Source organism: Phaeovulum molybdatiresistens (assembly GCF_023544865.1).
Lineage (GTDB): Bacteria > Pseudomonadota > Alphaproteobacteria > Rhodobacterales > Rhodobacteraceae > Pontitalea.
In genome coordinates this window covers 16,233-38,382 of the sequence record NZ_JAMJFX010000004.1, presented here as the reverse complement: position 1 = coordinate 38,382, position 22,150 = coordinate 16,233, and the positions used below count along the sequence as shown (strand labels likewise).

General features: G+C 66.4%; 22 protein-coding genes. 7 read left to right on the top strand and 15 right to left on the bottom strand.

Annotated features, from left to right (window positions below; genetic code table 11):
* The first annotated feature begins 34 nt into the window (after window positions 1-34).
* A complete protein-coding gene (locus MXB90_RS04575) occupies window positions 35-322 on the top strand; it encodes a co-chaperone GroES (RefSeq protein WP_250041610.1) in 288 nt (95 codons plus the stop codon).
* A gap of 54 nt (window positions 323-376) precedes the next feature.
* Entirely contained in the window at window positions 377-2,017 is a 1,641-nt protein-coding gene (gene groL, locus MXB90_RS04570) for a chaperonin GroEL (protein ID WP_250041607.1), read from the top strand.
* A gap of 88 nt (window positions 2,018-2,105) precedes the next feature.
* Here the strand turns inward: groL and MXB90_RS04565 are convergent, their stop codons facing one another.
* The 7 genes from MXB90_RS04565 to MXB90_RS04535 form a co-directional block, all read right to left on the bottom strand.
* Window positions 2,106-2,456 (bottom strand): H-type lectin domain-containing protein, encoded by a 351-nt coding sequence (locus MXB90_RS04565; RefSeq protein WP_250041605.1) that lies wholly within the window; start codon window positions 2,454-2,456, stop codon window positions 2,106-2,108.
* Window positions 2,457-2,556: 100 nt separating this feature from the next.
* Entirely contained in the window at window positions 2,557-2,955 is a 399-nt protein-coding gene (locus MXB90_RS04560) for a F0F1 ATP synthase subunit epsilon (RefSeq protein WP_250041602.1), read from the bottom strand.
* Window positions 2,956-2,965: 10 nt separating this feature from the next.
* Window positions 2,966-4,387, bottom strand: coding sequence for a F0F1 ATP synthase subunit beta (gene atpD / locus MXB90_RS04555; protein ID WP_250041600.1), 1,422 nt, complete (start codon window positions 4,385-4,387; stop codon window positions 2,966-2,968).
* An 18-nt stretch (window positions 4,388-4,405) separates the two neighbouring features.
* Window positions 4,406-5,275, bottom strand: a complete 870-nt coding sequence (locus MXB90_RS04550; protein WP_250041598.1) for a F0F1 ATP synthase subunit gamma — start codon at window positions 5,273-5,275, stop codon at window positions 4,406-4,408.
* A gap of 21 nt (window positions 5,276-5,296) precedes the next feature.
* Window positions 5,297-6,826: a F0F1 ATP synthase subunit alpha gene (atpA, locus tag MXB90_RS04545; protein WP_250041596.1), complete on the bottom strand. Its 1,530-nt coding sequence runs from the start codon at window positions 6,824-6,826 to the stop codon at window positions 5,297-5,299.
* Window positions 6,826-7,386, bottom strand: coding sequence for a F0F1 ATP synthase subunit delta (locus MXB90_RS04540; RefSeq protein ID WP_250041594.1), 561 nt, complete (start codon window positions 7,384-7,386; stop codon window positions 6,826-6,828). Before MXB90_RS04540 ends, atpA begins: the two co-directional genes overlap by 1 nt.
* 291 nt (window positions 7,387-7,677) lie before the next feature.
* Entirely contained in the window at window positions 7,678-8,436 is a 759-nt protein-coding gene (locus tag MXB90_RS04535; protein ID WP_250041592.1) for a class I SAM-dependent methyltransferase, read from the bottom strand.
* Window positions 8,437-8,498: 62 nt separating this feature from the next.
* On the opposite strand from MXB90_RS04535, the gene gloB reads away from it, so the two are divergent.
* From gloB to clpA, 3 genes are all read left to right on the top strand, one after another.
* Window positions 8,499-9,266 carry a hydroxyacylglutathione hydrolase gene (gene gloB / locus MXB90_RS04530; RefSeq protein ID WP_250041590.1) on the top strand — a complete coding sequence of 256 codons (768 nt, stop codon included), beginning with the start codon at window positions 8,499-8,501 and terminating at the stop codon, window positions 9,264-9,266.
* Between the two features lie 7 nt (window positions 9,267-9,273).
* Complete coding sequence (locus MXB90_RS04525) at window positions 9,274-10,476, top strand: HPP family protein (protein ID WP_250041588.1); 1,203 nt, start codon at window positions 9,274-9,276, stop codon at window positions 10,474-10,476.
* 192 nt (window positions 10,477-10,668) lie between these two features.
* Window positions 10,669-12,984, top strand: coding sequence for an ATP-dependent Clp protease ATP-binding subunit ClpA (clpA, locus tag MXB90_RS04520; RefSeq protein WP_250041586.1), 2,316 nt, complete (start codon window positions 10,669-10,671; stop codon window positions 12,982-12,984).
* 185 nt (window positions 12,985-13,169) lie between these two features.
* Here clpA and MXB90_RS04515 read toward each other — a convergent pair whose 3' ends face one another.
* The 3 genes from MXB90_RS04515 to MXB90_RS04505 all read right to left on the bottom strand — a co-directional run bounded on the left by MXB90_RS04515 (window position 13,170) and on the right by MXB90_RS04505 (window position 16,382).
* The gene (locus MXB90_RS04515) at window positions 13,170-14,582 is read right to left on the bottom strand and encodes a peptidoglycan -binding protein (protein ID WP_250041584.1); all 1,413 of its coding nucleotides are present in this window, start codon (window positions 14,580-14,582) and stop codon (window positions 13,170-13,172) included.
* Window positions 14,583-14,585: 3 nt separating this feature from the next.
* Window positions 14,586-15,782, bottom strand: coding sequence for a biopolymer transporter ExbB (locus MXB90_RS04510; RefSeq protein WP_250041582.1), 1,197 nt, complete (start codon window positions 15,780-15,782; stop codon window positions 14,586-14,588).
* Between the two features lie 63 nt (window positions 15,783-15,845).
* Complete coding sequence (locus tag MXB90_RS04505) at window positions 15,846-16,382, bottom strand: gamma-glutamylcyclotransferase (RefSeq protein WP_250041580.1); 537 nt, start codon at window positions 16,380-16,382, stop codon at window positions 15,846-15,848.
* A gap of 62 nt (window positions 16,383-16,444) precedes the next feature.
* On the opposite strand from MXB90_RS04505, the gene MXB90_RS04500 reads away from it, so the two are divergent.
* On the top strand, window positions 16,445-17,416 hold the full coding sequence (locus tag MXB90_RS04500) for a DUF2125 domain-containing protein (RefSeq protein ID WP_250041578.1): 972 nt from the start codon (window positions 16,445-16,447) through the stop codon (window positions 17,414-17,416).
* Window positions 17,417-17,419: 3 nt separating this feature from the next.
* Here MXB90_RS04500 and MXB90_RS04495 read toward each other — a convergent pair whose 3' ends face one another.
* From MXB90_RS04495 to MXB90_RS04480, 4 genes are all read right to left on the bottom strand, one after another.
* The gene (locus tag MXB90_RS04495) at window positions 17,420-18,352 is read right to left on the bottom strand and encodes a prephenate/arogenate dehydrogenase family protein (RefSeq protein ID WP_250041576.1); all 933 of its coding nucleotides are present in this window, start codon (window positions 18,350-18,352) and stop codon (window positions 17,420-17,422) included.
* Window positions 18,349-19,440 carry a histidinol-phosphate transaminase gene (gene hisC / locus MXB90_RS04490; protein WP_250041574.1) on the bottom strand — a complete coding sequence of 364 codons (1,092 nt, stop codon included), beginning with the start codon at window positions 19,438-19,440 and terminating at the stop codon, window positions 18,349-18,351. The genes MXB90_RS04495 and hisC overlap by 4 nt, the downstream gene beginning before the upstream one ends.
* A gap of 140 nt (window positions 19,441-19,580) precedes the next feature.
* Window positions 19,581-20,201, bottom strand: coding sequence for a 30S ribosomal protein S4 (gene rpsD, locus MXB90_RS04485; protein WP_250041572.1), 621 nt, complete (start codon window positions 20,199-20,201; stop codon window positions 19,581-19,583).
* Between the two features lie 271 nt (window positions 20,202-20,472).
* Window positions 20,473-20,979 (bottom strand): DUF2478 domain-containing protein, encoded by a 507-nt coding sequence (locus tag MXB90_RS04480; protein ID WP_250041569.1) that lies wholly within the window; start codon window positions 20,977-20,979, stop codon window positions 20,473-20,475.
* Window positions 20,980-21,062: 83 nt separating this feature from the next.
* On the opposite strand from MXB90_RS04480, the gene mobA reads away from it, so the two are divergent.
* Window positions 21,063-21,716, top strand: a complete 654-nt coding sequence (gene mobA, locus MXB90_RS04475; protein WP_250041567.1) for a molybdenum cofactor guanylyltransferase MobA — start codon at window positions 21,063-21,065, stop codon at window positions 21,714-21,716.
* Here mobA and MXB90_RS04470 read toward each other — a convergent pair.
* Window positions 21,713-21,952, bottom strand: coding sequence for a sulfurtransferase TusA family protein (locus MXB90_RS04470; RefSeq protein ID WP_250041565.1), 240 nt, complete (start codon window positions 21,950-21,952; stop codon window positions 21,713-21,715). The two genes, mobA and MXB90_RS04470, sit on opposite strands and share 4 nt — an antisense overlap.
* Window positions 21,953-22,150 lie beyond the last annotated feature (198 nt).

Genomic DNA, 22,150 nt, shown 5'->3' with positions numbered 1-22,150 from the left:
ATTTCAAACCTGGAACCTTAGGGAGTGTTACCAGATGGCATTCAAACCGCTTCACGACCGCGTGCTGGTCAAGCGCGTGCAAGGCGACGAAAAGACCAAGGGCGGTCTGATCATCCCCGACAGCGCCAAGGAAAAGCCGGCCGAGGGCGAAGTGATCGCCGTGGGCGAAGGCGCGCGCAAGGATTCGGGCGAGCTGATCCAGCCCTCCGTCAAAGTGGGCGACCGCGTCCTGTTCGGCAAGTGGTCGGGCACCGAGGTCACGCTGGACGGCGAAGAGCTGCTGATCATGAAAGAAGGCGACATCATGGGGATCATCGGCTGATCGCCGATCCCCTGACGCCCACCACAACGAAATTCAAGACAGGAGCAGATCAATATGGCTGCCAAGGACGTTAAATTCGGCACCGACGCCCGCGACCGCATGCTGAAAGGCGTGAACATCCTCGCGGATGCCGTCAAGGTCACGCTGGGCCCGAAAGGCCGCAACGTTGTCATCGAAAAATCCTTCGGCGCACCGCGCATCACCAAGGACGGTGTGTCGGTTGCCAAGGAAATCGAGCTTTCCGACAAGTTCGAGAACATGGGCGCGCAGATGGTGAAGGAAGTCGCTTCCCGCACCAACGATGAGGCCGGCGACGGCACCACCACCGCGACCGTTCTGGCCCAGGCCATCGTGAAAGAAGGCATGAAGGCCGTTGCCGCCGGCATGAACCCGATGGACCTCAAGCGCGGCATCGACCTGGCCACCACCAAGGTCGTCGAGGCGATCAAGGGCGCCGCCCGTCCGGTGAAGGACAGCGACGAAGTCGCCCAGGTCGGCACCATCTCGGCCAACGGCGAAGCTACCATCGGCCGCCAGATCGCTGACGCGATGCAGAAGGTCGGCAACGAGGGTGTGATCACCGTCGAAGAAAACAAGGGGATGGAGACAGAGGTCGAAGTCGTCGAAGGCATGCAGTTCGACCGCGGCTACCTGTCGCCCTACTTCGTGACCAACCCCGACAAGATGATCGCGGATCTGGAAGACTGCCTCATCCTGCTGCACGAAAAGAAACTGTCCTCGCTGCAGCCGATGGTCCCGCTGCTGGAAGCCGTGATCCAGTCGCAAAAGCCGCTGCTGATCATCGCCGAAGACGTGGAAGGCGAAGCGCTGGCGACCCTGGTGGTCAACAAGCTGCGTGGCGGCCTGAAGATTGCCGCCGTGAAGGCGCCGGGCTTCGGTGATCGCCGCAAGGCCATGCTGCAGGACATCGCGATCCTGACCGGCGGCCAGGTGATCTCGGAAGATCTGGGCATGAAGCTGGAAAACGTCGGCATGGACATGCTGGGCCGCGCCAAGAAAGTCTCGATCACCAAGGACAACACCACGATCGTGGACGGCGCCGGCGACAAGGCCGAGATCGAAGCCCGCGTGGCCCAGATCCGCACCCAGATCGAGGAAACCACCAGCGACTACGACCGCGAAAAGCTGCAGGAACGTGTGGCCAAGCTGGCCGGCGGCGTTGCGGTGATCCGCGTCGGCGGCATGACCGAAGTCGAAGTGAAAGAGCGCAAGGACCGCGTCGATGACGCCCTGAACGCGACCCGTGCGGCCGTGCAGGAAGGCATCGTTGTGGGCGGCGGCGTCGCTCTGGTTCAGGCCGGCAAGGTTCTGGAAGGCCTCAATGGCGCCAACCACGACCAGGACGCGGGCATCGCCATCGTCCGTCGCGCGCTGGAAGCGCCGATGCGCCAGATCGCGGAAAACGCGGGTGTCGACGGCGCCGTTGTGGCCGGCAAGATCCGCGAATCCAGCGACCTGGCCTTCGGCTTCAACGCGCAGACCGAAGAATATGGCGACATGTTCAAGTTCGGCGTCATCGACCCGGCCAAGGTCACCCGGACCGCGCTGGAAGATGCAGCCTCGGTCGCGGGCCTCTTGATCACCACCGAAGCGATGGTGGCCGACAAGCCCGAACCCAAGGCCCCCGCTGGCGGCGGCATGCCCGACATGGGCGGCATGGGCGGCATGATGTAATCAGCCCCCGCAAGGGAACGGAAAAGGGCGCCTTCGGGCGCCCTTTTTCATGGGTGCCAGGCGGCGCGGGGCCAGGCGCACCCGCGCGTCAGTCCAGCATCAAGTCATCCGCATGTGCAACCGGGCCGATCGCCAGCCAGTCGGCCCGCACACGCGCCACCCGGCTGTCGCCCCAGGTCCGGAACACAATGTCAAAGCCTTCGCGCGTCACCGCATCGGTCGAAATGTCCATCCGCCCGTTATGCGCGGCGTCAATGTCCCACATCGACAACGACACCTGCACCACCGGCACCCCGCGATAGGCCTCGGCAAAGGCCACGTGGCGGCGCATTTCCCGCGGACCTTGGCCGGTCCACATGACGCCGCCATCCTTGTAATCGGAAAACAGCAGGAGCGACCCCTGCGCGATCCCCAGCCTGTGGCCATCGAATATCTGCATGCGATACCGTCCTGAAATGCGGGACGACTGTAATCGGATGCAAACAAAAGAAAAGCCCCGGATCGCTCCGGGGCTTTCGTCAATCAGTATGGTGCAGGGGTCAGCCCATGATGTGGCCGCCCAGGGCCTCCATGTCCGACAGCAGCTTGGCGGCGGCATCTGCGACGGACGGATGGGCCGCCTCTTTCGCGGCGCGCGCTTCGGCCACCATCTCGGCGTGGATCGCGGCGGTCAGCTCGGCTTTGGGAAGGCTGCGCTCGGCCAGGACGGTCACCGACTCGGCGGTGATGTCGGCAAAGCCGCCCGTCACCGCGAATTCGGCCGTGCCCTCGGCAGAAACCACCGTCAGGATGCCGGGGCGCAGCGTCGTCATGAGGGCCGCATGGCCCGGCATGGCGGTCAGATCGCCCTCGGTGCCCGGAATCCGCACCTCGCGGGCCCGAACGGAAGCAAGCTTCCGTTCCGGCGACACGAGGTCGAATTGCATCGTATCGGCCATGACTGCCTCCTTACGCCGCGTCGGCGGCGAGGCGCTGCGCCTTGGCGATCACTTCGTCAATGCCACCGACCATGTAGAAGGCCGCTTCCGGCAGGTGGTCGTATTCGCCGTTCACCACCGCCTTGAACGAGCGGATGGTATCTTCCAGCGGAACCTGCACACCGTCCGAGCCGGTGAAGACCTTCGCCACGTCGAAGGGCTGCGACAGGAAACGCTGGATCTTGCGGGCGCGGGCCACGGTCAGCTTGTCCTCTTCGGACAGTTCGTCCATCCCGAGGATGGCGATGATGTCCTGAAGCGACTTGTAGCGCTGCAGGATACCCTGCACGGCGCGGGCGGTTTCGTAGTGTTCCTGCCCCACCACCTGCGGGTCAAGGATCCGCGAGGTCGAGTCGAGCGGGTCCACCGCCGGATAGATGCCCAGTTCCGAAATCGCACGCGACAGAACCGTGGTGGCGTCAAGGTGCGCGAACGAGGTCGCCGGCGCCGGGTCGGTCAGGTCGTCGGCCGGAACGTAGATCGCCTGCACCGAGGTGATCGAGCCTGACTTGGTCGAGGTGATGCGTTCCTGCAGCGCGCCCATGTCGGTGGCCAGCGTCGGCTGATAGCCCACGGCGGAGGGGATACGGCCCAGAAGCGCCGACACCTCGGAACCCGCTTGCGTGAAGCGGAAGATGTTGTCGACGAAGAACAGAACGTCGGTGCCCGACTGGTCGCGGAACTGTTCGGCCAGCGTCAGGCCCGACAGCGCCACACGCATACGCGCGCCCGGCGGTTCGTTCATCTGGCCATAGACCAGCGCCACCTTGGACTCTTCCAGATTGTCGGGGACGATAACGCCCGATTCAATCATCTCGTGATACAGGTCGTTGCCTTCACGGGTCCGTTCACCAACACCCGCGAACACCGAGAAGCCCGAGTGCACCTTGGCGATGTTGTTGATCAGTTCCATGATCAGAACGGTCTTGCCCACGCCGGCGCCGCCGAACAGGCCGATCTTGCCGCCCTTGGAATAGGGGGCCAGCAGGTCGATGACCTTGATGCCGGTCACCAGGATTTCCGAGGCCGTCGACTGGGCCGCGAAATCCGGGGCGGGCTGGTGGATGGCGCGGTGTTCCGAGGCCACGACCGGGCCCTTTTCGTCCACCGGCTCGCCGATGACGTTCAGGATGCGGCCCAGCGTCGCGTTACCAACCGGAACCGAGATCGGGGCCCCGGTGTCGGACACGGGGGCGCCACGGACCAGACCCTCGGTCGCGTCCATCGCGATGGCGCGGACGGTATTTTCACCCAGGTGCTGGGCCACTTCAAGCACCAGTTTCTTGCCGTTGTTCTCGGTTTCGAGTGCGTTCAGGATCGCAGGCAGGCCGTCTTCGAACTGCACGTCCACGACGGCGCCGATCACCTGCGTGACTTTGCCTTTGCTTGCCATTGTCTATCTCCGGTTCCGTCAGAGCGCCTCGGCGCCCGAAATGATTTCGATAAGCTCGTTGGTGATCACGGCCTGACGCGAGCGGTTGAACTCGATCGTCAGCTTGTCGATCATTTCGCCCGCGTTGCGCGTCGCGTTGTCCATCGCCGACATCTGCGCCCCGTTGAACGAGGCGTTGTTTTCCAGAAGGGCGGCGAAGATCTGCGTTGCGACACCACGGGGCAGAAGATCGGCCAGGATCGCTTCCTCGCTGGGTTCATAGTCGTAGACCGCGGAAACCGTGGCCTCGCCGTCGAACTCGGCGGGGATGATCTGGCGTGCCGTCGGCACCTGGCTGATCACGCTTTCGAAGCGCGAGAAGAAGATCGTGGCCACGTCAAACTCGCCCGCGTCGAAACGCGCCAGCAGGTCGCGGGCGATCTCTTGCGCATTGGCATAGCCGATGCGCTTGACCTCGGACAGATCGACATGGGCCACAAAGTACTGGCCAAAGTCGCGGCGCAGCGCATCGCGCCCCTTCTTGCCGACGGTCAGGATCTTGACCGTCTTGCCCTGGGCGATCAGCTCAGCGGCGCGCTGCTTGGCCAGCTTGGCGATATTGGCGTTGAAGCCACCGCAAAGCCCGCGTTCGCCGGTCATCACCACCAGCAGGTGGACCCGATCGGAGCCCGTCCCGGCCAGAAGCCGGGGCGCGCTGGTCGAGCCGCCGACCGAGGCGGCAAGCCCGGTCATGACGGCTTCCATACGCTCGGCATAGGGCCGGGCGCTTTCGGCGGCTTCCTGGGCGCGGCGCAATTTTGCGGCCGCGACCATCTGCATCGCCTTGGTGATCTTTCGCGTGTTCTTGACGCTCTGGATCCGGTTCTTAAGGTCCTTAAGGCTGGGCATGTCCCTGTCCTCTCGTGACGCTTACGCGAAGGTCTTGGCGAATTCTTCGATCGCAGCTTTCAACTTGTCTTCGGCCTCGCCCTTGATCTTGGGGTCGTCCTTGGTCAGCCAGTCCAGGATATCGCGGCGGTTGGACCGCAGATAAGCCAGAAGGCCCTGTTCCCAACGGCCCACTTCCTTGACCGGAATGGCATCGAGGAAGCCCTTGGTGCCGGCGAAGATGACGGCCACGATTTCCGCGTTGGTCAGCGGCGAATACTGCGGCTGCTTCATCAGTTCCGTCAGGCGGGCGCCGCGGTTCAGCAGCTTCTGCGTGGCGGCGTCAAGGTCCGAACCGAACTGCGCGAAGGCCGCCATTTCGCGATACTGCGCCAGTTCCAGTTTCACCGGACCCGCGACCGACTTCATCGCATTGGTCTGCGCGGACGAACCCACGCGCGACACCGACAGACCGGTGTTCACGGCCGGGCGGATGCCCTGGTAGAACAGTTCGGTTTCCAGGAAGATCTGGCCGTCGGTGATCGAGATCACGTTGGTCGGGATGAAGGCCGACACGTCGCCACCCTGGGTTTCGATGATCGGCAGCGCGGTCAGCGAGCCCGAGCCGAAATCTTCGTTCAGCTTGGCCGAACGTTCCAGCAGGCGCGAGTGCAGGTAGAACACGTCGCCCGGATAGGCTTCACGCCCCGGCGGACGGCGCAGCAGCAGCGACATCTGGCGGTAGGACACGGCCTGCTTGGACAGGTCATCATAGATGATCAGCGCATGGCGGCCCGAGTCACGGAAATATTCGGCCATCGCGGTACCCGAATAGGGCGCCAGGAACTGCATCGGCGCCGGGTCGGACGCGGTCGCGGCGATGACGGTGGTGTATTCCATCGCGCCGGTTTCTTCCAGCTTCTTCACCAGCTGCGCCACGGTCGAACGCTTCTGGCCGATCGCGACGTAGAAGCAATGCAGCTTGTTCGCCGGGTTCGCGTCGTTATAGACTTTCTGGTTCAGGATCGTGTCCAGCGCGATCGCGGTCTTGCCGGTCTGACGGTCGCCGATGATCAGTTCGCGCTGGCCGCGGCCAACGGGGATCATGGCGTCGACCGATTTCAGGCCGGTGGCCATCGGTTCATGCACCGATTTACGCGGAATGATGCCCGGGGCCTTGACGTCGGCCACGCGACGCTCGGTCGCGGCGATCGGGCCCTTGCCGTCGATCGGGTTGCCAAGGCCATCGACCACGCGGCCCAGCAGCGCCTCGCCAACCGGCACGTCCACGATGGACTGGGTGCGCTTGACGGTGTCGCCTTCCTTGATGTCGCGGTCGGAACCGAAGATCACGACGCCGACGTTGTCGATTTCAAGGTTCAGCGCCATCCCGCGGATACCGCCGGGGAATTCGACCATCTCGCCCGCCTGGACGTTGTCGAGCCCGTGGACGCGGGCGATACCGTCACCAACCGACAGCACGCGGCCGACTTCGGCGACCTGGGCGTCCTGCCCGAAGTTCTTGATCTGCTCTTTGAGGATAGCAGAGATCTCTGCGGCTTGGATTCCCATTATCCGACCTCTTTCATGGCATTCTGGAGAGACGAGAGCTTCGAGGCGACCGAAGTGTCGATCATCTTCGAACCCAGTTTGACGATCATCCCGCCGATGAGCTTTTCATCGACGGACATGTTCAGTTTGACGGTCTTGCCCGTCTGCGCCTTCAGCGCGGCGGCCAGTTTGTCGGCCTGCGCCTTGGTCAGCGCGGTGGCAGAGGTGACCTCGGCGGTCACTTCGCCCTTTTCTTCTGCGATCAGCGCGGCAAGCGCCTTGATCATCGCCGGCAACGCGAAAAGCCGGCGCTTTTGCGCCATCAGCGCAAGGCCATTGGCCAGCGGCGCCGACAGGCCCATCTTGGCCGCCAGCGCGCCGATCGCAGCGCCCTGCTGTTCGCGCGTGTAGACCGGCGAGCTGATCAGATCGGCCAGGTCGGCCGAACCGTCCAGCGCCGCGGCCAGCGCGTCCACATCGGCTTCAAGCGCCTTGAGGCCCTTGGCCTCGCGTGCAAGTTCGAAAACGGCCGTGGCATAGCGCCCGGCGATGGCTGCGGAAATCGAAGCTGGTTCGGACACGTCCACCCTTCCGATGACTTCGCCCCTGTCTTCCCGTGCCGGATGGCGCCGGGCCAGAGGCCCCCCGTGGCGTGCGGTTGCCCGCACGTCTCAATCGGCCCCGCGTGTAGCAGAGCCTCCCCACCCTCGCAACCGTCTTGCACACCAGAAAGTGACCCCATGCGCCGCTTTTTGGCCGCGATCCGGGCGCGCCCGCGCGGGGCCGGGCGGGGGGCGGGAAAAGTCGCGGCGCTAACAGGGCGGGCGGCCCCGTGCCCCCGCGCGTGGGCGGGGGTGATTCACCATAGCCCCTCAGGCTGGATCGGCGACGGGGCGGGCGGCCCCTTCCAGGATCGCCAGCGGCTTGCGCACGGCCGCCGGCAGGCGTGGCCCGCGCGCGGCATGGACCTGCCGGGACACTTCAAGCATCAGCACCCCCGCCGCCAGCAGGCCCGAGACGCGCTGGCCCATGCGTTCCCACATCGGCGCCGAGCGCAACCAGAAGCGACGATCCGACGGCGGGATATACAACGCCGCGGCATGGCGTTCGGGCACGAACCCCGCGCGCCGCGCCTGCGCCTCCAGCTGGCCCATCGTGTAGGGGCGGCCAAAGCCGAACGGCGTGGTTTCGCGCGGCGCCCAAAGCCCGACCCGGTTGGGCACGATCAGCAGCGCCCGCCCCCCCGGGCCCAGAACGCGCCGACATTCCTCCAGCAAAGCCGCCGGATGGTCCGAGGTTTCCAGCCCGTGCATCAGGATCAGCCGGTCCACCATCCCGGTCTCGATCGGCCAGCGGGCCTCTTCGCACAGGACCGAGACATTGGGCATCCCCGCGGGCCAGGGCATCACCCCCTGCTGGCCCGGCATCAGCCCGATCACCCGGCGCGCAGGGTCCAGATAGGGGCGCAGCAGGGGGACGGCAAAGCCGTAGCCCACCACCGTCTGCCCCGCCATTTCCGCCGCTGTCGCAGGCCACAACGCCACGACCCGGTCACGCACCGCCTTTTGCGCCGCGCGGCCAAGCTGCGTGCGATAGTAGAAATTGCGCAGGTCAAGCACATCAAGATGCATTGCGTCGCGGCGTCCCTTGGGCGAAGCTGTCCCCCAACATAAGCAAGCCGATGCAAAAAGCCATGCCCCTGGATCTTGTCACCATTCCCTGCCGCGCGGACAACTATGCCTATATCGTCCATGACGCGGCAACCGACACCACCACGGTGGTCGATGTCCCCGATGCGGTGCCGGTGCTGCGCGCGCTGGATGCGCGGGGCTGGAAGCTAAGCCATATCCTGCTGACCCATCACCACAACGACCATATCGACGGGGTGGCCGCCCTGGCCGCGGCCACCGGCGCGCGGGTGATCGGCGCCGCGGCCGATGCGCACCGCCTGCCCCCCCTGACCGAGGCCGTGGCCCCCGGCGACACGTTGCACATCGGCATGGAATCGGTCGCGGTGATCGACGCGCCGGGCCACACGCTGGGCCATGTCGCCTATCACTTTCCGGATGCGGGGCTGCTGTTCACCGGCGACAGCCTGATGGCCTGGGGCTGCGGCCGCCTGTTCGAGGGCACGCCGGCGCAGATGCATGACACGCTGACCCGTCTGGCCGCGCTGCCCGGCGATACGCTGGTTTGTTCGGGGCATGAATATACCGAGGCCAATGGCCGCTTTGCCCTGTCGCTGGAACCCGATCACCCGGCGCTTTGCGCACGGATGGATCAGGTCCGCGCCGCGCGCGCCGCAGGCCACCCGACGGTGCCGGTGACGCTTGCGCTGGAATGCGCGACAAACCCCTTCCTGCGCGCCGCCGATCCGGCGCTGGCGCGGGCGCTGGGGATGGACGGCGCCGAGCCGCTGGCCGTCTTTACCGAGGCACGCGCCCGCAAGGACCGGTTCTGAGGTCCGGATGCCGGACCCCACAGCCCGCCCCGCAACCGATACCGGGCACCACGACGCTGCCCCCCGCAAGCCAACGCTGCGCGCCTTCGGCCCGCCGATGGGCCGCAGGCCTTGGGTCGATATCGGGCGCACCGCTTTGGGGGCGGGCCTGGGAATTCTGATCGCGGCGCTGATGGTCCACGCCCTGCCCGGGGCGCGCACGACAGGGATCTATCTTGTGTCCTCGCTGGCCTCGACGGCGGTGCTGATCTTCGTGCTGCCCAACAGCCCGCTGGCACAGCCCTGGCCGGCGGTCGTGGGCAATACCGTTTCCGCCCTGGTCTCGGTCGCGGTCCTGCGGCTGGTGCCGCCGCCCTTTGCGGACGGGCTGGCGGTGGCCATTTCCATCGCCGCCATGATGGCGCTGCGCGCGCTGCATCCGCCCGCGGCGGGCATCGCCCTGCTGGCGGTGCTGGAATATGAGGCGGGGCGTCAGCTTGGCTTTTCCTTCGCGCTGATGCCGGTCGCGGCGCTGACGCTGGTTCTGGTGCTGTTGGGCATCGGCTGGCATCAGCTGACGGGCCGGGCCTATCCGCTGCGCCAGCTGCACACCGCGCGCACCGCCCAAGGCCCCGCGCGCCGCGCCGCCCCCCTGCCCCGGGCCGAGCTGGAACGGCTGCTGAGCGAGTTCAACCAGTCCGCCAACCTCGGCCCCGCCGACCTGGCCCGCCTGATCGCCGCCGCCGAGGCCCTCGCCACCCAGGCGCTGTTTTCGGCCACCACCGTCGCCCAGATCATGACGCCCGCGCCGGTCACGATCGGCCCAGACGCGCCACTGTCCGAAATCCTGCGCAAATTCGACCAGACCGGCACCAAAAGCCTGCCCGTCACCGACAGCGAGGGGCGATACCTGGGGCTGGTGGATCTGGCCGCGGTGGTGCGGGAACTGGCGCGCGAACTGGCCACCGCGCGGCGCCGGATCGTGGCGCTGCGCCCCGCCGTCCCCGAGGCCGAGGCCGCGGTGCTGATGTCATCGGATATCGCGCCCGTCGATGCCGCAACCCCCGTCGGCGCCTTGCTGGAACAGCTGTCCGAACGCGCCGCACGGGTGGTTCCGGTCACCTCGGGCGGCCACCTGGTCGGCGTGATCACCCGCACCGATCTGATCGCCCTGCTGCTGGCCCATCGCGGCCCCGCCCCCCTTGCAAAACCGCCGCAAGCCCCCATCTGACGCGCATGGCCTGTGCCCGTTCCCGCGCCGCCCGGTCGTCCGGGCGATCACATTTCCCCCAACAGCCCCCGCCAGACCACCTTTCTGCGAGAAAGGACTTGAAGCCGGCGGATTTCCACCGAAGTTTAACCTTATGGGGGCAAGGATCGGCAACGGGCCGACCCAACCCCTCGACGGATAAAGGAGCACCAGATGCCTTCGTTCTCGACCACTCTCGAACAAGCCATTCATGGTGCACTGGCGCTGGCAAATGCGCGGCGCCATGAACTGGCCACGCTGGAACACCTGCTCTTGGCGCTGATCGACGAACCCGACGCCGCCCGCGTGATGCGGGCCTGCTCGGTCGACCTGGACGACCTGCGCCAGACCCTGACCGAATTCATCGATGATGACCTGTCCACCCTGATCACCGAGATCGAGGGGTCCGAAGCCGTGCCCACCGCCGCCTTCCAGCGCGTGATCCAGCGCGCGGCGATCCATGTGCAATCCTCGGGCCGGACCGAGGTGACGGGCGCCAACGTCCTGGTCGCGATCTTTGCCGAACGCGAATCCAACGCCGCCTTCTTCCTGCAGGAACAGGACATGACGCGCTATGACGCGGTGAATTTTATCGCCCACGGCGTCGCCAAGGACCCCGAATTCGGCGAAGCCCGCCCCGTTCTGGGCGCGGATGAGGAGCAGAAATCCGACCCCAACCCCGCCGAGGCCAAGGAATCGGCGCTGGCGAAATATTGCGTGGACCTGAACGCCAAATCGAAAAAGGGCGACGTCGACCCGCTGATCGGCCGCGAAGCCGAGGTCGAACGCTGCATCCAGGTGCTGTGCCGCCGGCGCAAGAACAACCCGCTGCTGGTGGGCGATCCCGGCGTGGGCAAGACCGCCATCGCCGAAGGCCTCGCGCTCAAGATCACGCGCGGCGAAACCCCCGACATCCTGAAGAAGGCCACGATCTTTTCGCTCGACATGGGCGCGCTGTTGGCCGGCACCCGCTATCGCGGCGATTTCGAAGAACGGCTGAAGGCGGTGGTCAAGGAACTGGAAGACCACCCCGATGCGATCCTGTTCATCGATGAAATCCACACCGTGATCGGCGCGGGCGCCACCTCGGGCGGGGCGATGGATGCCTCGAACCTGCTGAAACCCGCGCTGGCGGGCGGCAAGCTGCGCTGCATGGGGTCAACCACCTACAAGGAATTCCGCCAGCATTTCGAAAAGGACCGCGCGCTCGCCCGCCGGTTCCAGAAAATCGATGTGAACGAACCCTCGGTCGGCGATTCCATCAAGATCCTGATGGGCCTGAAACCCTATTTCGAGGATCATCACGACATCCGCTACACCAATGACGCGATCAAGGCGGCGGTCGAACTGTCGGCGCGCTACATCCACGACCGTAAACTGCCCGACAAGGCAATTGACGTGATCGATGAGGCCGGCGCCGCCCAGCATCTTCTCGCGGAATCCAAACGCCGCAAGACCATCGGCGCCAAGGAAATCGAGGCCGTGGTCGCCAAGATCGCCCGCATCCCGCCGAAAAACGTGTCCAAGGACGATGCCGAGGTGCTGCGCGATCTGGAAAAGACGCTCAAGCGCGTGGTCTTCGGCCAGGACAAGGCGATCGAAACCCTGTCCTCGGCGATCAAGCTGGCACGCGCGGGCCTGCGCGAACCCGAAAAGCCGATCGGCAACTACCTCTTCGCCGGCCCCACCGGCGTCGGCAAGACCGAGGTTGCCAAGCAACTGGCCGATACGCTGGGCGTCGAACTCCTGCGCTTCGACATGTCCGAATACATGGAGAAACATGCGGTCTCCCGCCTGATAGGCGCACCTCCGGGTTATGTCGGCTTCGATCAGGGCGGCATGCTGACCGATGGCGTGGACCAGCATCCGCATTGCGTGCTTCTGCTTGATGAAATCGAAAAGGCCCATCCGGATGTCTACAACATCCTGCTGCAGGTGATGGATCACGGCAAGCTGACCGACCACAACGGTCGGCAGGTGGATTTCCGCAACGTGATCCTGATCATGACGTCGAATGCCGGTGCGGCCGAACAGGCCAAGGCAGCCATCGGTTTTGGCCGCGAACGCCGCGAGGGTGAGGATACCGCCGCGATCGAGCGCACCTTCACGCCGGAATTCCGCAACCGCCTTGACGCTATCGTCAGCTTTGCACCGCTGTCGCGCGATGTGATCCTGCAGGTGGTCGACAAGTTCGTGTTGCAGCTGGAAGCCCAGCTGATCGACCGGAACGTGCATATCGAACTGACCCCCGAAGCGGCAAACTGGCTGGCGGAAAAGGGGTATGACGACCGAATGGGCGCCCGCCCCCTTGGGCGCGTGATCCAGGAGCACATCAAAAAGCCGCTGGCCGAGGAATTGCTGTTCGGCCGCCTTACCAAGGGCGGCGTCGTGCGGGTGGCCGTGAAAGACGATGCGATCACGCTGGATATCGAAGAGCCGCAGAAACCCCGCCTGTCGGGCAGCAAACCGCCGCTGCTGACTGCGGGCTGATCGGCCCGCGCGCGACAGGCAAGGCCGGGGGCTGCCTGCCCCCGGACCCCCGGGGATATTTGGACAAAGCCGAACTCTTATCCCTTCGGATTTGCCCAAATATCCCCGGGGCTGAATTGGCCGAAGGCCAAGAGGGGGCAGACAGCCCCCTGCGACATCGGCCGCGCTGCCTTGCGGCTGGGGCCTTAGCGTTCCGTCAGTTTCAATTCGATGCGCCGGTTTGCGGCACGCGCCTCGGCGGATGTTCCCGCCAGCACGGGACGGTGTTCGCCAAAGCCTGTGGCAGCAAGCCTTTCGGGGGGGAAATCGAAATCGGCGATCATTGCACGCACGACCGACAGGGCGCGCGCCTGGCTTAGTTCCCAATTGTCCGCAAATGCGCCCTGGCCCGACAATGGCGTGTCGTCGGTATGGCCATCCACCCGGATGATCCAGTCGATTTCGGACGGAATCTGGCCCGATAGCGTGTTGAGCATCGTGGCCACCTGCGCGATCTGCGCCCACCCTTCCGGGGACAGATCCGCCGATCCGGGCTCGAACAGCACTTCGGAGGAGAATACGAAGCGGTCGCCCACGACCCTGACGCCTTCGCGCCCTGCCAGGATCTGCGACAGCCGCCCGAAAAATTCGGATCGATAGCGCGCAAGGTCGCGCGCTTCTTCCTCGGCCTTGCGGCGTGCCTCGGCCTCAAGCTCGGCGCGGCGTTTTTGTTCCGCCGCCACCTGTGCCAGCGCCGCGTTCAGCTGGGCGCCCAGGGTTTCCAGCTGAACCTGCGCCTCGGTATCGCGGGCCTTGGCAGCATCCAGAATGCCTTGCAACTCGGCCAACTGTCCCCGCAGGGCCGCGACCTGCTCGTTCAGAAGAGTCACCCGGCGCGCCGCGCTGGCGGACAGTTCCTTCTGATCCGCCAGCGCGGCCTCGGCCACGGCCAGCAAAGCGGCCTGTTTTTCCGCCGCGCCCATCTGTTTGTCGATGTCCAGTTGCAGATCGCGCTTGGCGGCTTCGGCCGCGGCCAGAAGGGTCAAGGTTTCCTCGGCCCGCCGGCGGCTTTCTTCCAGCGCCAGCGTCATCGCCGCCAGTTCATCGCCTGACGCCTGCAGCTTGGCGCGCAACTCCTCGATCGTGGCGCGGTCCAGGCGCAGCTCATCGGCGCGCGCCGTGGCATCCGCGCGCGCGCTGTCACGTTCGGCCAGTGCGGTATCGCGCTGGGTCAGCAGGGCGGCCACCTGCGCCTCAAAGGCGGTGATGCGCTGGCCCGCGGCGTCCAGTTCAGCGGTGCGTTCGTCCAGCCGCGCGCTGAGCGTGGCGATCAGCGCCGCCTGGGCGCTGGCCTCCTGCCGGGCGCCCGCCAGCGAATTTTCCAGGTCTGCTGCGCGCGATTCCTCCAACGCAAGCGCGCGAGCCAGCCCCGCCACCTGTTCCGACAAAGCCGAAAGCTCGTTTTCCTTGGATGAGATCGTTTCACGCAGGACCGATTGCACGACCATGAAGATGGTCAGCACGAACATCAGCACCAGCAAAAGCGCCGTCATCGCGTCGACGAAGCCGGGCCAGATGGTTGCCGAAAAGCGTTGCTGGCCGCGCCGGGCAAGCGCCATGGCCTAGCCCTCCTGCCCCGGGCGGGACGCGCGCTGCGACAAGATCGCCCGCGTCAGTGCCGCGAAATCGTGGCGCAGGTCGGCCATGGTTTCCTGCCGCCCGGCCGAAAGCTCTTCCAGCAGGCGCAACAGCTGCGCGTCGATCGACCGCAGGCGCATCCGCGCCTCGGCCTCGGCTTCGGCGCCGCTACCAAGGCTGTTTTCGATCCGTTCGGCCAGCGCGGCCATGCCAGAGATCATCCGGTCCTGGCCTTCGGCGATGCGCGTCAGCAGCGCGCCGGCATCGGCCTCGGTGCCCAGCTGGTCGGTCAGCTGTTCAACGCCCGCCACCAGATGCCCGATGCGCTGATCCAGCGCGCGCGCGGCCACGTCCGACCCTGCGAACAGCGCGCGCAATTCCTCCATCTGCTCGGCCATGTGGTCCAGCACGGCCACCGCCATGTTCGCCTCGCCCTCGGCATCGGCGCCGGCGAAAGACAGCCGCGTGATCGAGGAAATCCATTCCTCAAGCTCGCGGAAAAAGCGGTTCTGGCCGTGGGTCACGAACAGTTCCAGCAGCCCCACCACCAGCGAGCCCGCCAGCCCCAGCAGCGATGAGGAAAAGGCCGTGCCCATGCCGCCCAGCTGCGCCTCAAGGCCGGTCATCAGCTTGTCGAACACCTCGATCCCGGTTTCGCCTTCCTGGGGCGCAAGCGCGCGAATGGTTTCGACCACCGCCGGGACCGTGGTGGCAAGGCCATAGAACGTCCCCAGAAGGCCAAGGAAAATCAGCAGGTTGGCGACATAGCGCGTGATGTCGCGGGCCTCGTCGATGCGGGTGGCGACCGATTCCAAGATGGACCGGGCCGAGGATGTGGCGATTTCGCGCTGCGCGCTGCGGCTGCCCAGCAGCGCCGCCAGCGGCGCTAGAAGCGACGGCGCGCGGGCCGCGCGCGGGCCGTTGCGGTCGGCGGCGAAGGCTTCGATCCAGCTGACGGATTTGATCAGCTGCACCACCTGCCAGAAACAGGCCAGCACGCCGACCACAAAGACCGCCAGGATCGCCCCGTTCAGCCAGGGGTTCGACAAAAAAATCGGATAGATGCGCGCATAGGCGACCCAGCCGCCCAAGCCCACCAGCCCCAGGACGATCAGCATCATCAGGACCTGACGCACGGGTTGGGAAAATTGCGGCGCGGCCTGCCGGGCGGGGGTGCGCATTCTCTGCCTCTTTGCCTGTTCTTTGGCCGTGAGGATAGGCGCGCTGATGCCCGCTGCCAAGCGTTAACCCAACAGCGTGCGCACCCGTGCCGCCAGCCAGTCCAGATCGGCGTCGGCAATGCCCAGTTCGTGCAGATGCGCCGCCGTGTTGAACAGATACTCGGCATTCGGGCCCCGCCCGCCCACGGCGTGCGCAATGATCCGGGCCTGTTCCTCCAGATCCAGCCCGCCGCAATATTGCCCATGGTCGGGGTCGATCACATAGGTCAGCGCCTGCACCTGCCGGCCATCGGCCAGCCGGATGTCCAGCCGCTGTTCGAGATAAGCGGCCGACACCAATTCGCGTTCGCGCAAGGCGTCCAGAACCGGGTCTTCCTGACCGCGCCGGACGGCAAAGGCCAGCCCCGCGCAGGCCGCCGCGGGGGCCGCATCCAGTGCCAGCACCAGGCCCGGGCGTTCGGGCGTGCCGCGATGGTGCAGCGATCGCATGCAGAACGACCGGTGCCAGCCCGCGGCCCGCGCCAGAACGCGCTCGGCCGGGTCAAAGCCCGGGTTCCAGATCAGCGACCCATAGCCAAAGATCCACAGGGTCTCGGTCATGTGTCTGGCTCTCCTTTCGCGGGGCAGATAAACATCGCGCAGGCGGATTGGAAAGGGATGCAATGCGGCGATTGATCTGGCTGACGGTCACCCTGATGGCGCTTTATGGCGGCTATTGGGTTCTTGGGGCGCAAGCGGTGGAACGGGGCGCCCAGGCCGCGCTTGCGGCGGCGCGGGCCGATGGCCGGGCCGATGCCGCGGCGGTCGATCTGGCGGGGTTCCCGTCGCGCTTTGACCTGACGGTGACCGAGCCGCGGCTGCAAAGCCGCGATGGCCTGCTGGCCTGGTCGGCGCCCGTGGCGCAGATCCTGGCGCTGTCCTATCGCCCGCAAGAGGTGATCCTGTATGCCCCCCGGGAACAGAGCCTGCGGCTGGGCCGGCAGAATTTTGCGCTGATCAACGAAGACATGCGGGCCTCGGCCGCGGTCCGGATCGGCAGCGATCTGGCGCTTGACCGGGCCACCGCCGTTCTGGCCGCCCCCCGCCTGCAGCCCCAGGGCGATGGCCCCGCGCTGGCCGCGCGCGAATTGCGCGCCGCGCTTCGCGCCGGGGACGGGCCCGCCTATGACCTGGGTGTCGAACTGCTGGATCTGGACCTGCCGCCGGAAATGTTGGCCGATGGCCGCCTGCCCGCCCGCATCGCCCGGCTGCATCTGGATGCCGCTTTGGGGCTGACGGCGCCGCTGGACCGCCACGCGCTGGCCCGCCCGCCGATGCTGTCCACGCTGACCCTGCGCAGCGCGACGCTGGATTGGGGCGGCATGGTGCTGAGCGCCGATGGCACGCTGGAGATCACCGCCACCGGCCAGCCCGAAGGCCGCATCCTGCTGCGCACGAGCGATTGGCAAAAGGCGATGGAACTGGCGGTCGAAACGGGCCTGCTGCCGCCGGAACGGCTGCCGATGCTGTTGCTGATCGGCGGGCAGATGGCCAGCCAAAGCGCCGATGGCGCGCTGGAATTGCCGCTGACGTTCCGGCAGGGCCAGATGGCGCTTGGCCCGATGCCGCTTGGCCCCGCCCCCTACCTGCGCTGAACGTCAGGCCTTGGGAACGGGCGGCGCGCCGCGGCCGAAGTCGGGGGCGGCGGTGTCCTGACCGGCCTCGATGATGCCGCGGCGAATCGCGCGGGTGCGGGTGAAATAGTCATGCAGCAACGCCCCGTCGCCCATGCGGATGGCGCGTTGCAGCACGAAAAGTTCCTCGGTGAATCGGCCCAGGATATCCAGCGTCGCGTCCTTGTTGGTCAGGAACACATCGCGCCACATCACCGGGTCCGAGGCCGCGATGCGGGTGAAATCGCGAAAACCGGCGGCGGAATATTTAATGATTTCGGATTCCGTCACGCGGCGCAGGTGATCGGCCACGCCCACCATCGTATAGGCGATCAGGTGCGGCGTGTGCGAGGTGACGGCCAGCACCAGATCGTGATGCTGCGCGTCCATCGTTTCCACATTGGCGCCCATGCCCTGACACAGCCGGGTCAGCCGGTCCACCGCCTGCGGATCGGCCCCATCTTGCGGGGTCAGCAGCCACCAGCGGTTCACGAACAACGTGGCAAAGCCCGACCGGGGCCCGGAATGTTCGGTCCCGGCCAGCGGGTGGCCGGGGATGAAATGGGCATGCGCGGGCATATGCGGGGCCACTGCCTCGATCACCGCCTGCTTGACCGAACCGACATCGGTGACCGTGGCCCCCGGCGCCAGATGCGGCGCGATTTCGGCCGCGATCGCCCCCATCGCGCCCACCGGCACCGCCAGCACCACCAGATCGGCGCCGGCCACCGCCTCGGCCGCGGTGTCGCAAACCCGGTCACAGATGCCGATCTCCAGCGCGGTTTCCCGGCTTTCGGCCGATTTCGCATGGCCGACGATTTCCCCCGCCAGCCCCTTCCAGCGCATCGCATGGGCCATGGACGAGGCGATCAACCCCAGCCCGATCAGCGCCACGCGATTGTAGACACGCGCGCTCATTGCCCGGCGCCTGCCTTGAACTGGCCGATCACATGGGCGACGCGGCGGCACGATGCCTCATCGCCCACGGTGATGCGCAGGCAGTTGGGCAGGCCATAGCCCGCCACGCGCCGCACGATCAGCCCCTGACCCTTGAGAAACTCGTCGCAGGCCACCGCCTCGGCCTCGGAGCCAAAGCGCGCAAGGATGAAATTCGCGGTCGAGGTGTCGGACGGAACGCCCTTTTCGGCCAGCGCCTCGGCCAGCCAGGCACGCAGGCGGGTGTTGTCGTCGCGGCAGCGGTTGACCCAGTCCTGATCGCGCACGGCAGCCTCAGCGGTGTCCAGCTGCGCGCTGGACAGGTTGAAGGGGCCACGGATGCGGTTGAGCACATCGACGATCGCCCGCGGGCCATAGCCCCAGCCGATGCGCAGCCCGCCCAGACCGTAGATCTTGGAAAAGGTCCGCGTCATGAAGACATTGGGCAGGCGCGTCGCCAGATCGGCACCGCCGTCATAGCCCTCGACATATTCGGCATAGGCGCCGTCGATCACCAGAATCGCCTGTTTCGGCAGTGCCAGCGCCAGCCGCTCCAGCTCGGCCAGGCCGATCATCGTGCCGGTCGGATTGTTGGGATTGGCCAGGAACACCAGCTTCGTGCGCTTGTTACACGCCGCCAGGATCGCATCGACATCGGTGGTGCGTTCGCGTTCGGGCACGGACACGGGCTTGCCCCCCGCCGCCATGGTCGAAATGCGATACATCAGAAAGCCGTGTTCGGTGAACACCACCTCATCGCGCGGGCCGACATAGGCCTGGCACAGGAAATGGATGATCTCATCGCTGCCCACACCGCAGATGATGCGCTCCGGGTCCAGCCCATGCACATCGCCGATCGCGCGACGCAGGCTGGCGTGGTCGGTATTGGGGTACCGGTGAAGCTTGTGAACGGCGCGGGCAAAGGCATCCTTGGCCTTGTCCGAGGCACCGAAGGGGTTTTCGTTCGACGACAGCTTGATCGCGTCGGTTACGCCCGCCACCTGCGCGGCCCCGCCTTCATAAAGCGCGATATCCATGATGCCGGGTTGCGGACGGATATGATCGTTCATGGCAGACTCCCCAATTCCAGCGCTTTCTAGCGGGCACGGCGGCGCTTTGCCAGCGGCATCGGTGACGCCAGAACGCAAAAGGCGCAAGCAAAAAGGGCCGGGAAACCCCGGCCCTTCGTATCGCTTGTGACCCGAAAGGATCAGTTCTTCGCGTAGAATTCGACGACCAGGTTCGGTTCCATCACCACCGGATAGGGCACATCGCCCAGCGCCGGGGTGCGCACGAAGGTGGCGGTCATCTTGTTGTGGTCGACTTCCAGATAGTCGGGCACGTCACGTTCGGTCAGGCCGACCGATTCCAGCACGATGGCCAGCTGGCGCGACCGGTCGCGCACCGCGATCACATCGCCTTCCTTCACGCGGAAGGACGCGATGTTCACGCGCTTGCCGTTCACCGTGACATGGCCATGGTTCACGAACTGACGCGCGGCAAAGATGGTCGGGACGAACTTGGCGCGGTAAACGACGGCGTCCAGACGACGCTCCAGCAGACCCACCAGGTTTTCACCGGTGTCGCCCTTGACGCGCTCGGCCTCGGAATAGATGCGGCGGAACTGCTTTTCGGTCAGGTCGCCGTAATAGCCCTTCAGCTTCTGCTTGGCGCGCAGCTGGGTGCCGAAATCCGACAGCTTGTTCTTGCGGCGCTGGCCATGCTGGCCGGGGCCGTATTCACGCTTGTTCACCGGGGACTTGGCGCGGCCCCAGATGTTTTCGCCCATGCGGCGGTCGATCTTGTACTTGGCAGACGTGCGTTTGGTCACGGCTGATCTCCTTCATATGTATCGAAGGGCGTTGTCCTCCTCCGTCCACCCCATCCGCGAGGTTTCGGGCGACAGGTTTCCCCTTGCGGGGTCCACCAACACCAATGAATTGCCCGGCGCGTTGCCGCACCGGGATGGCGGGCTTATACAGCCCCGCGCGCCCCTGTCAACACCGCGCCCCTTCGGATTTGCCCAAATATCCCGGGGGAAACGCGCGGCACGCGCCGTGGGGGCAGCGCCCCCTGGCCCCGGTCGCCGCCCCCACCGGCCCTCAGGTCCGGTGGCACCAGTCCAGCACCGCTGCCACCTCGGCGGGCAGGCTTTCGCCGAACTCACCGGCAAAAGCCTCAAAGGCGGGCAGGTTCTTCGGCGCGACCGCCGTCAGCACCGGGATACCCCGCGCCAGCGCCAGCCCGATCGCGGGGCGCAGACCGCCGCCTTCGGCCTCGGCCTTGCCGAACTTGTTGGCGATCAGCAGCCGCGGCCCGGCGTCAAGCGCCGCCTCGATCAGGCCTGCCGCCTGCGCCAGCGCCGCAGGGTCCAGCCGGCACCCCTGCGACAGTGCCCCCAGATCCTGGCTGATGCGCACGACCGCCTCGGGCCCGGCCCCGGGGCGCAAGAGATGCAGGTCCATTGCAGAACGCGCGCCGGGGCCAAGGCTGACATTCACCTGCACGGCACCGGCCAGCGGCCAGCCGTCGCCCTGCAGCCGCCGCGCCACCGCGGCCAGAAGCCTGTCCGCCGCCCCGCGACCATCTGCGACCACATAGCCCAGCATCCGCCATGCCCCCCGGGCTGTCCGCCCCTTGCCTGTCCGGGGGCCTGCTTACACAATGGCCCGCCACCAGGAAAGGCCACGCCATGCCCACCACCGCCATGCAGGACCGCCCGCCCGCCACCGCACCCCTTGGGGTGATTCTGGCAGGCGGCCAGGCCAGCCGCATGGGCGGTGGGGACAAAGGGCTGCGAATCGTCGCCGGGCGGGCGCTGATCGCGCATGTCATCGACAGGCTTGGCCCGCAGGTGTCGCGAATTGCGATCAATGCCAATGGCGATCCGGCGCGGCTGGCAGGGTTCGGCCTGCCGATCATCGCCGACAGCATTCCCGGCCAGCCCGGGCCGCTGGCCGGGGTTCTGGCGGGGCTGGACTGGGCCGCGGGTCTTGGCGCGACCGCGATCGTCACCGCCGCAGCCGACACGCCCTTTTTCCCGCCCGACCTTGTGGCGCGGCTACAGGCGGCGGCGGGGGCCTCGGGGCTGGCAACGGCGGCCTCGCCCGATGCGCAGGGGCGGCTTCGGCGGCATCCGACCTTCGGGCTTTGGCCGGTGGCGCTACGCACAGATCTGCACGCGGCCATTGCGCAGGGTCAACGCCGGATCGGGCACTGGGCCGAGCTGCAGGGCGCGGGCCTGGCGACCTTTGACAGCATCCCCTTCGACCCGTTCTTCAACATCAACACGCCCGACGATATCGTCACCGCCGAGCGGCTGGCCCGCGCGGCCGAACGGGCCTAGCCGCGCCGGATCAGATAGGCCTGCGCCGGCCCCGCGTCCGAAGTCGACAGCAGGTCATGCCCCGCCTCGGCACAGAAATGCGGCACATCGATCACCGCGGCGGGATCGCTGGCGATCAGCCGCAGCACCTGACCCGGCGCCATGCCCAGAAGCGCCTTGCGCGCCCGCAGCACGGGCAGCGGGCACAAAAGCCCGACCGCGTCGATTTCCCTGTCCCAGATCTGATCCTCGCTCATGCTGTCAGGCCATAGCAGAACCGGCGCGCCCATCCAATGCCCCGCCCAATGCCCCGCAAGGATCGCCGCCGCGCGGGCAGTGTGATTCCCCTGCCCCCGCCAGGCGTGCGCCAAGCCTGCGGAAAGGCGCGACAAACCGGCGCAAGTTGCCTATACTAAAAGACAGGTGTGCAACAACGACACGGTCCACGGGCCAAC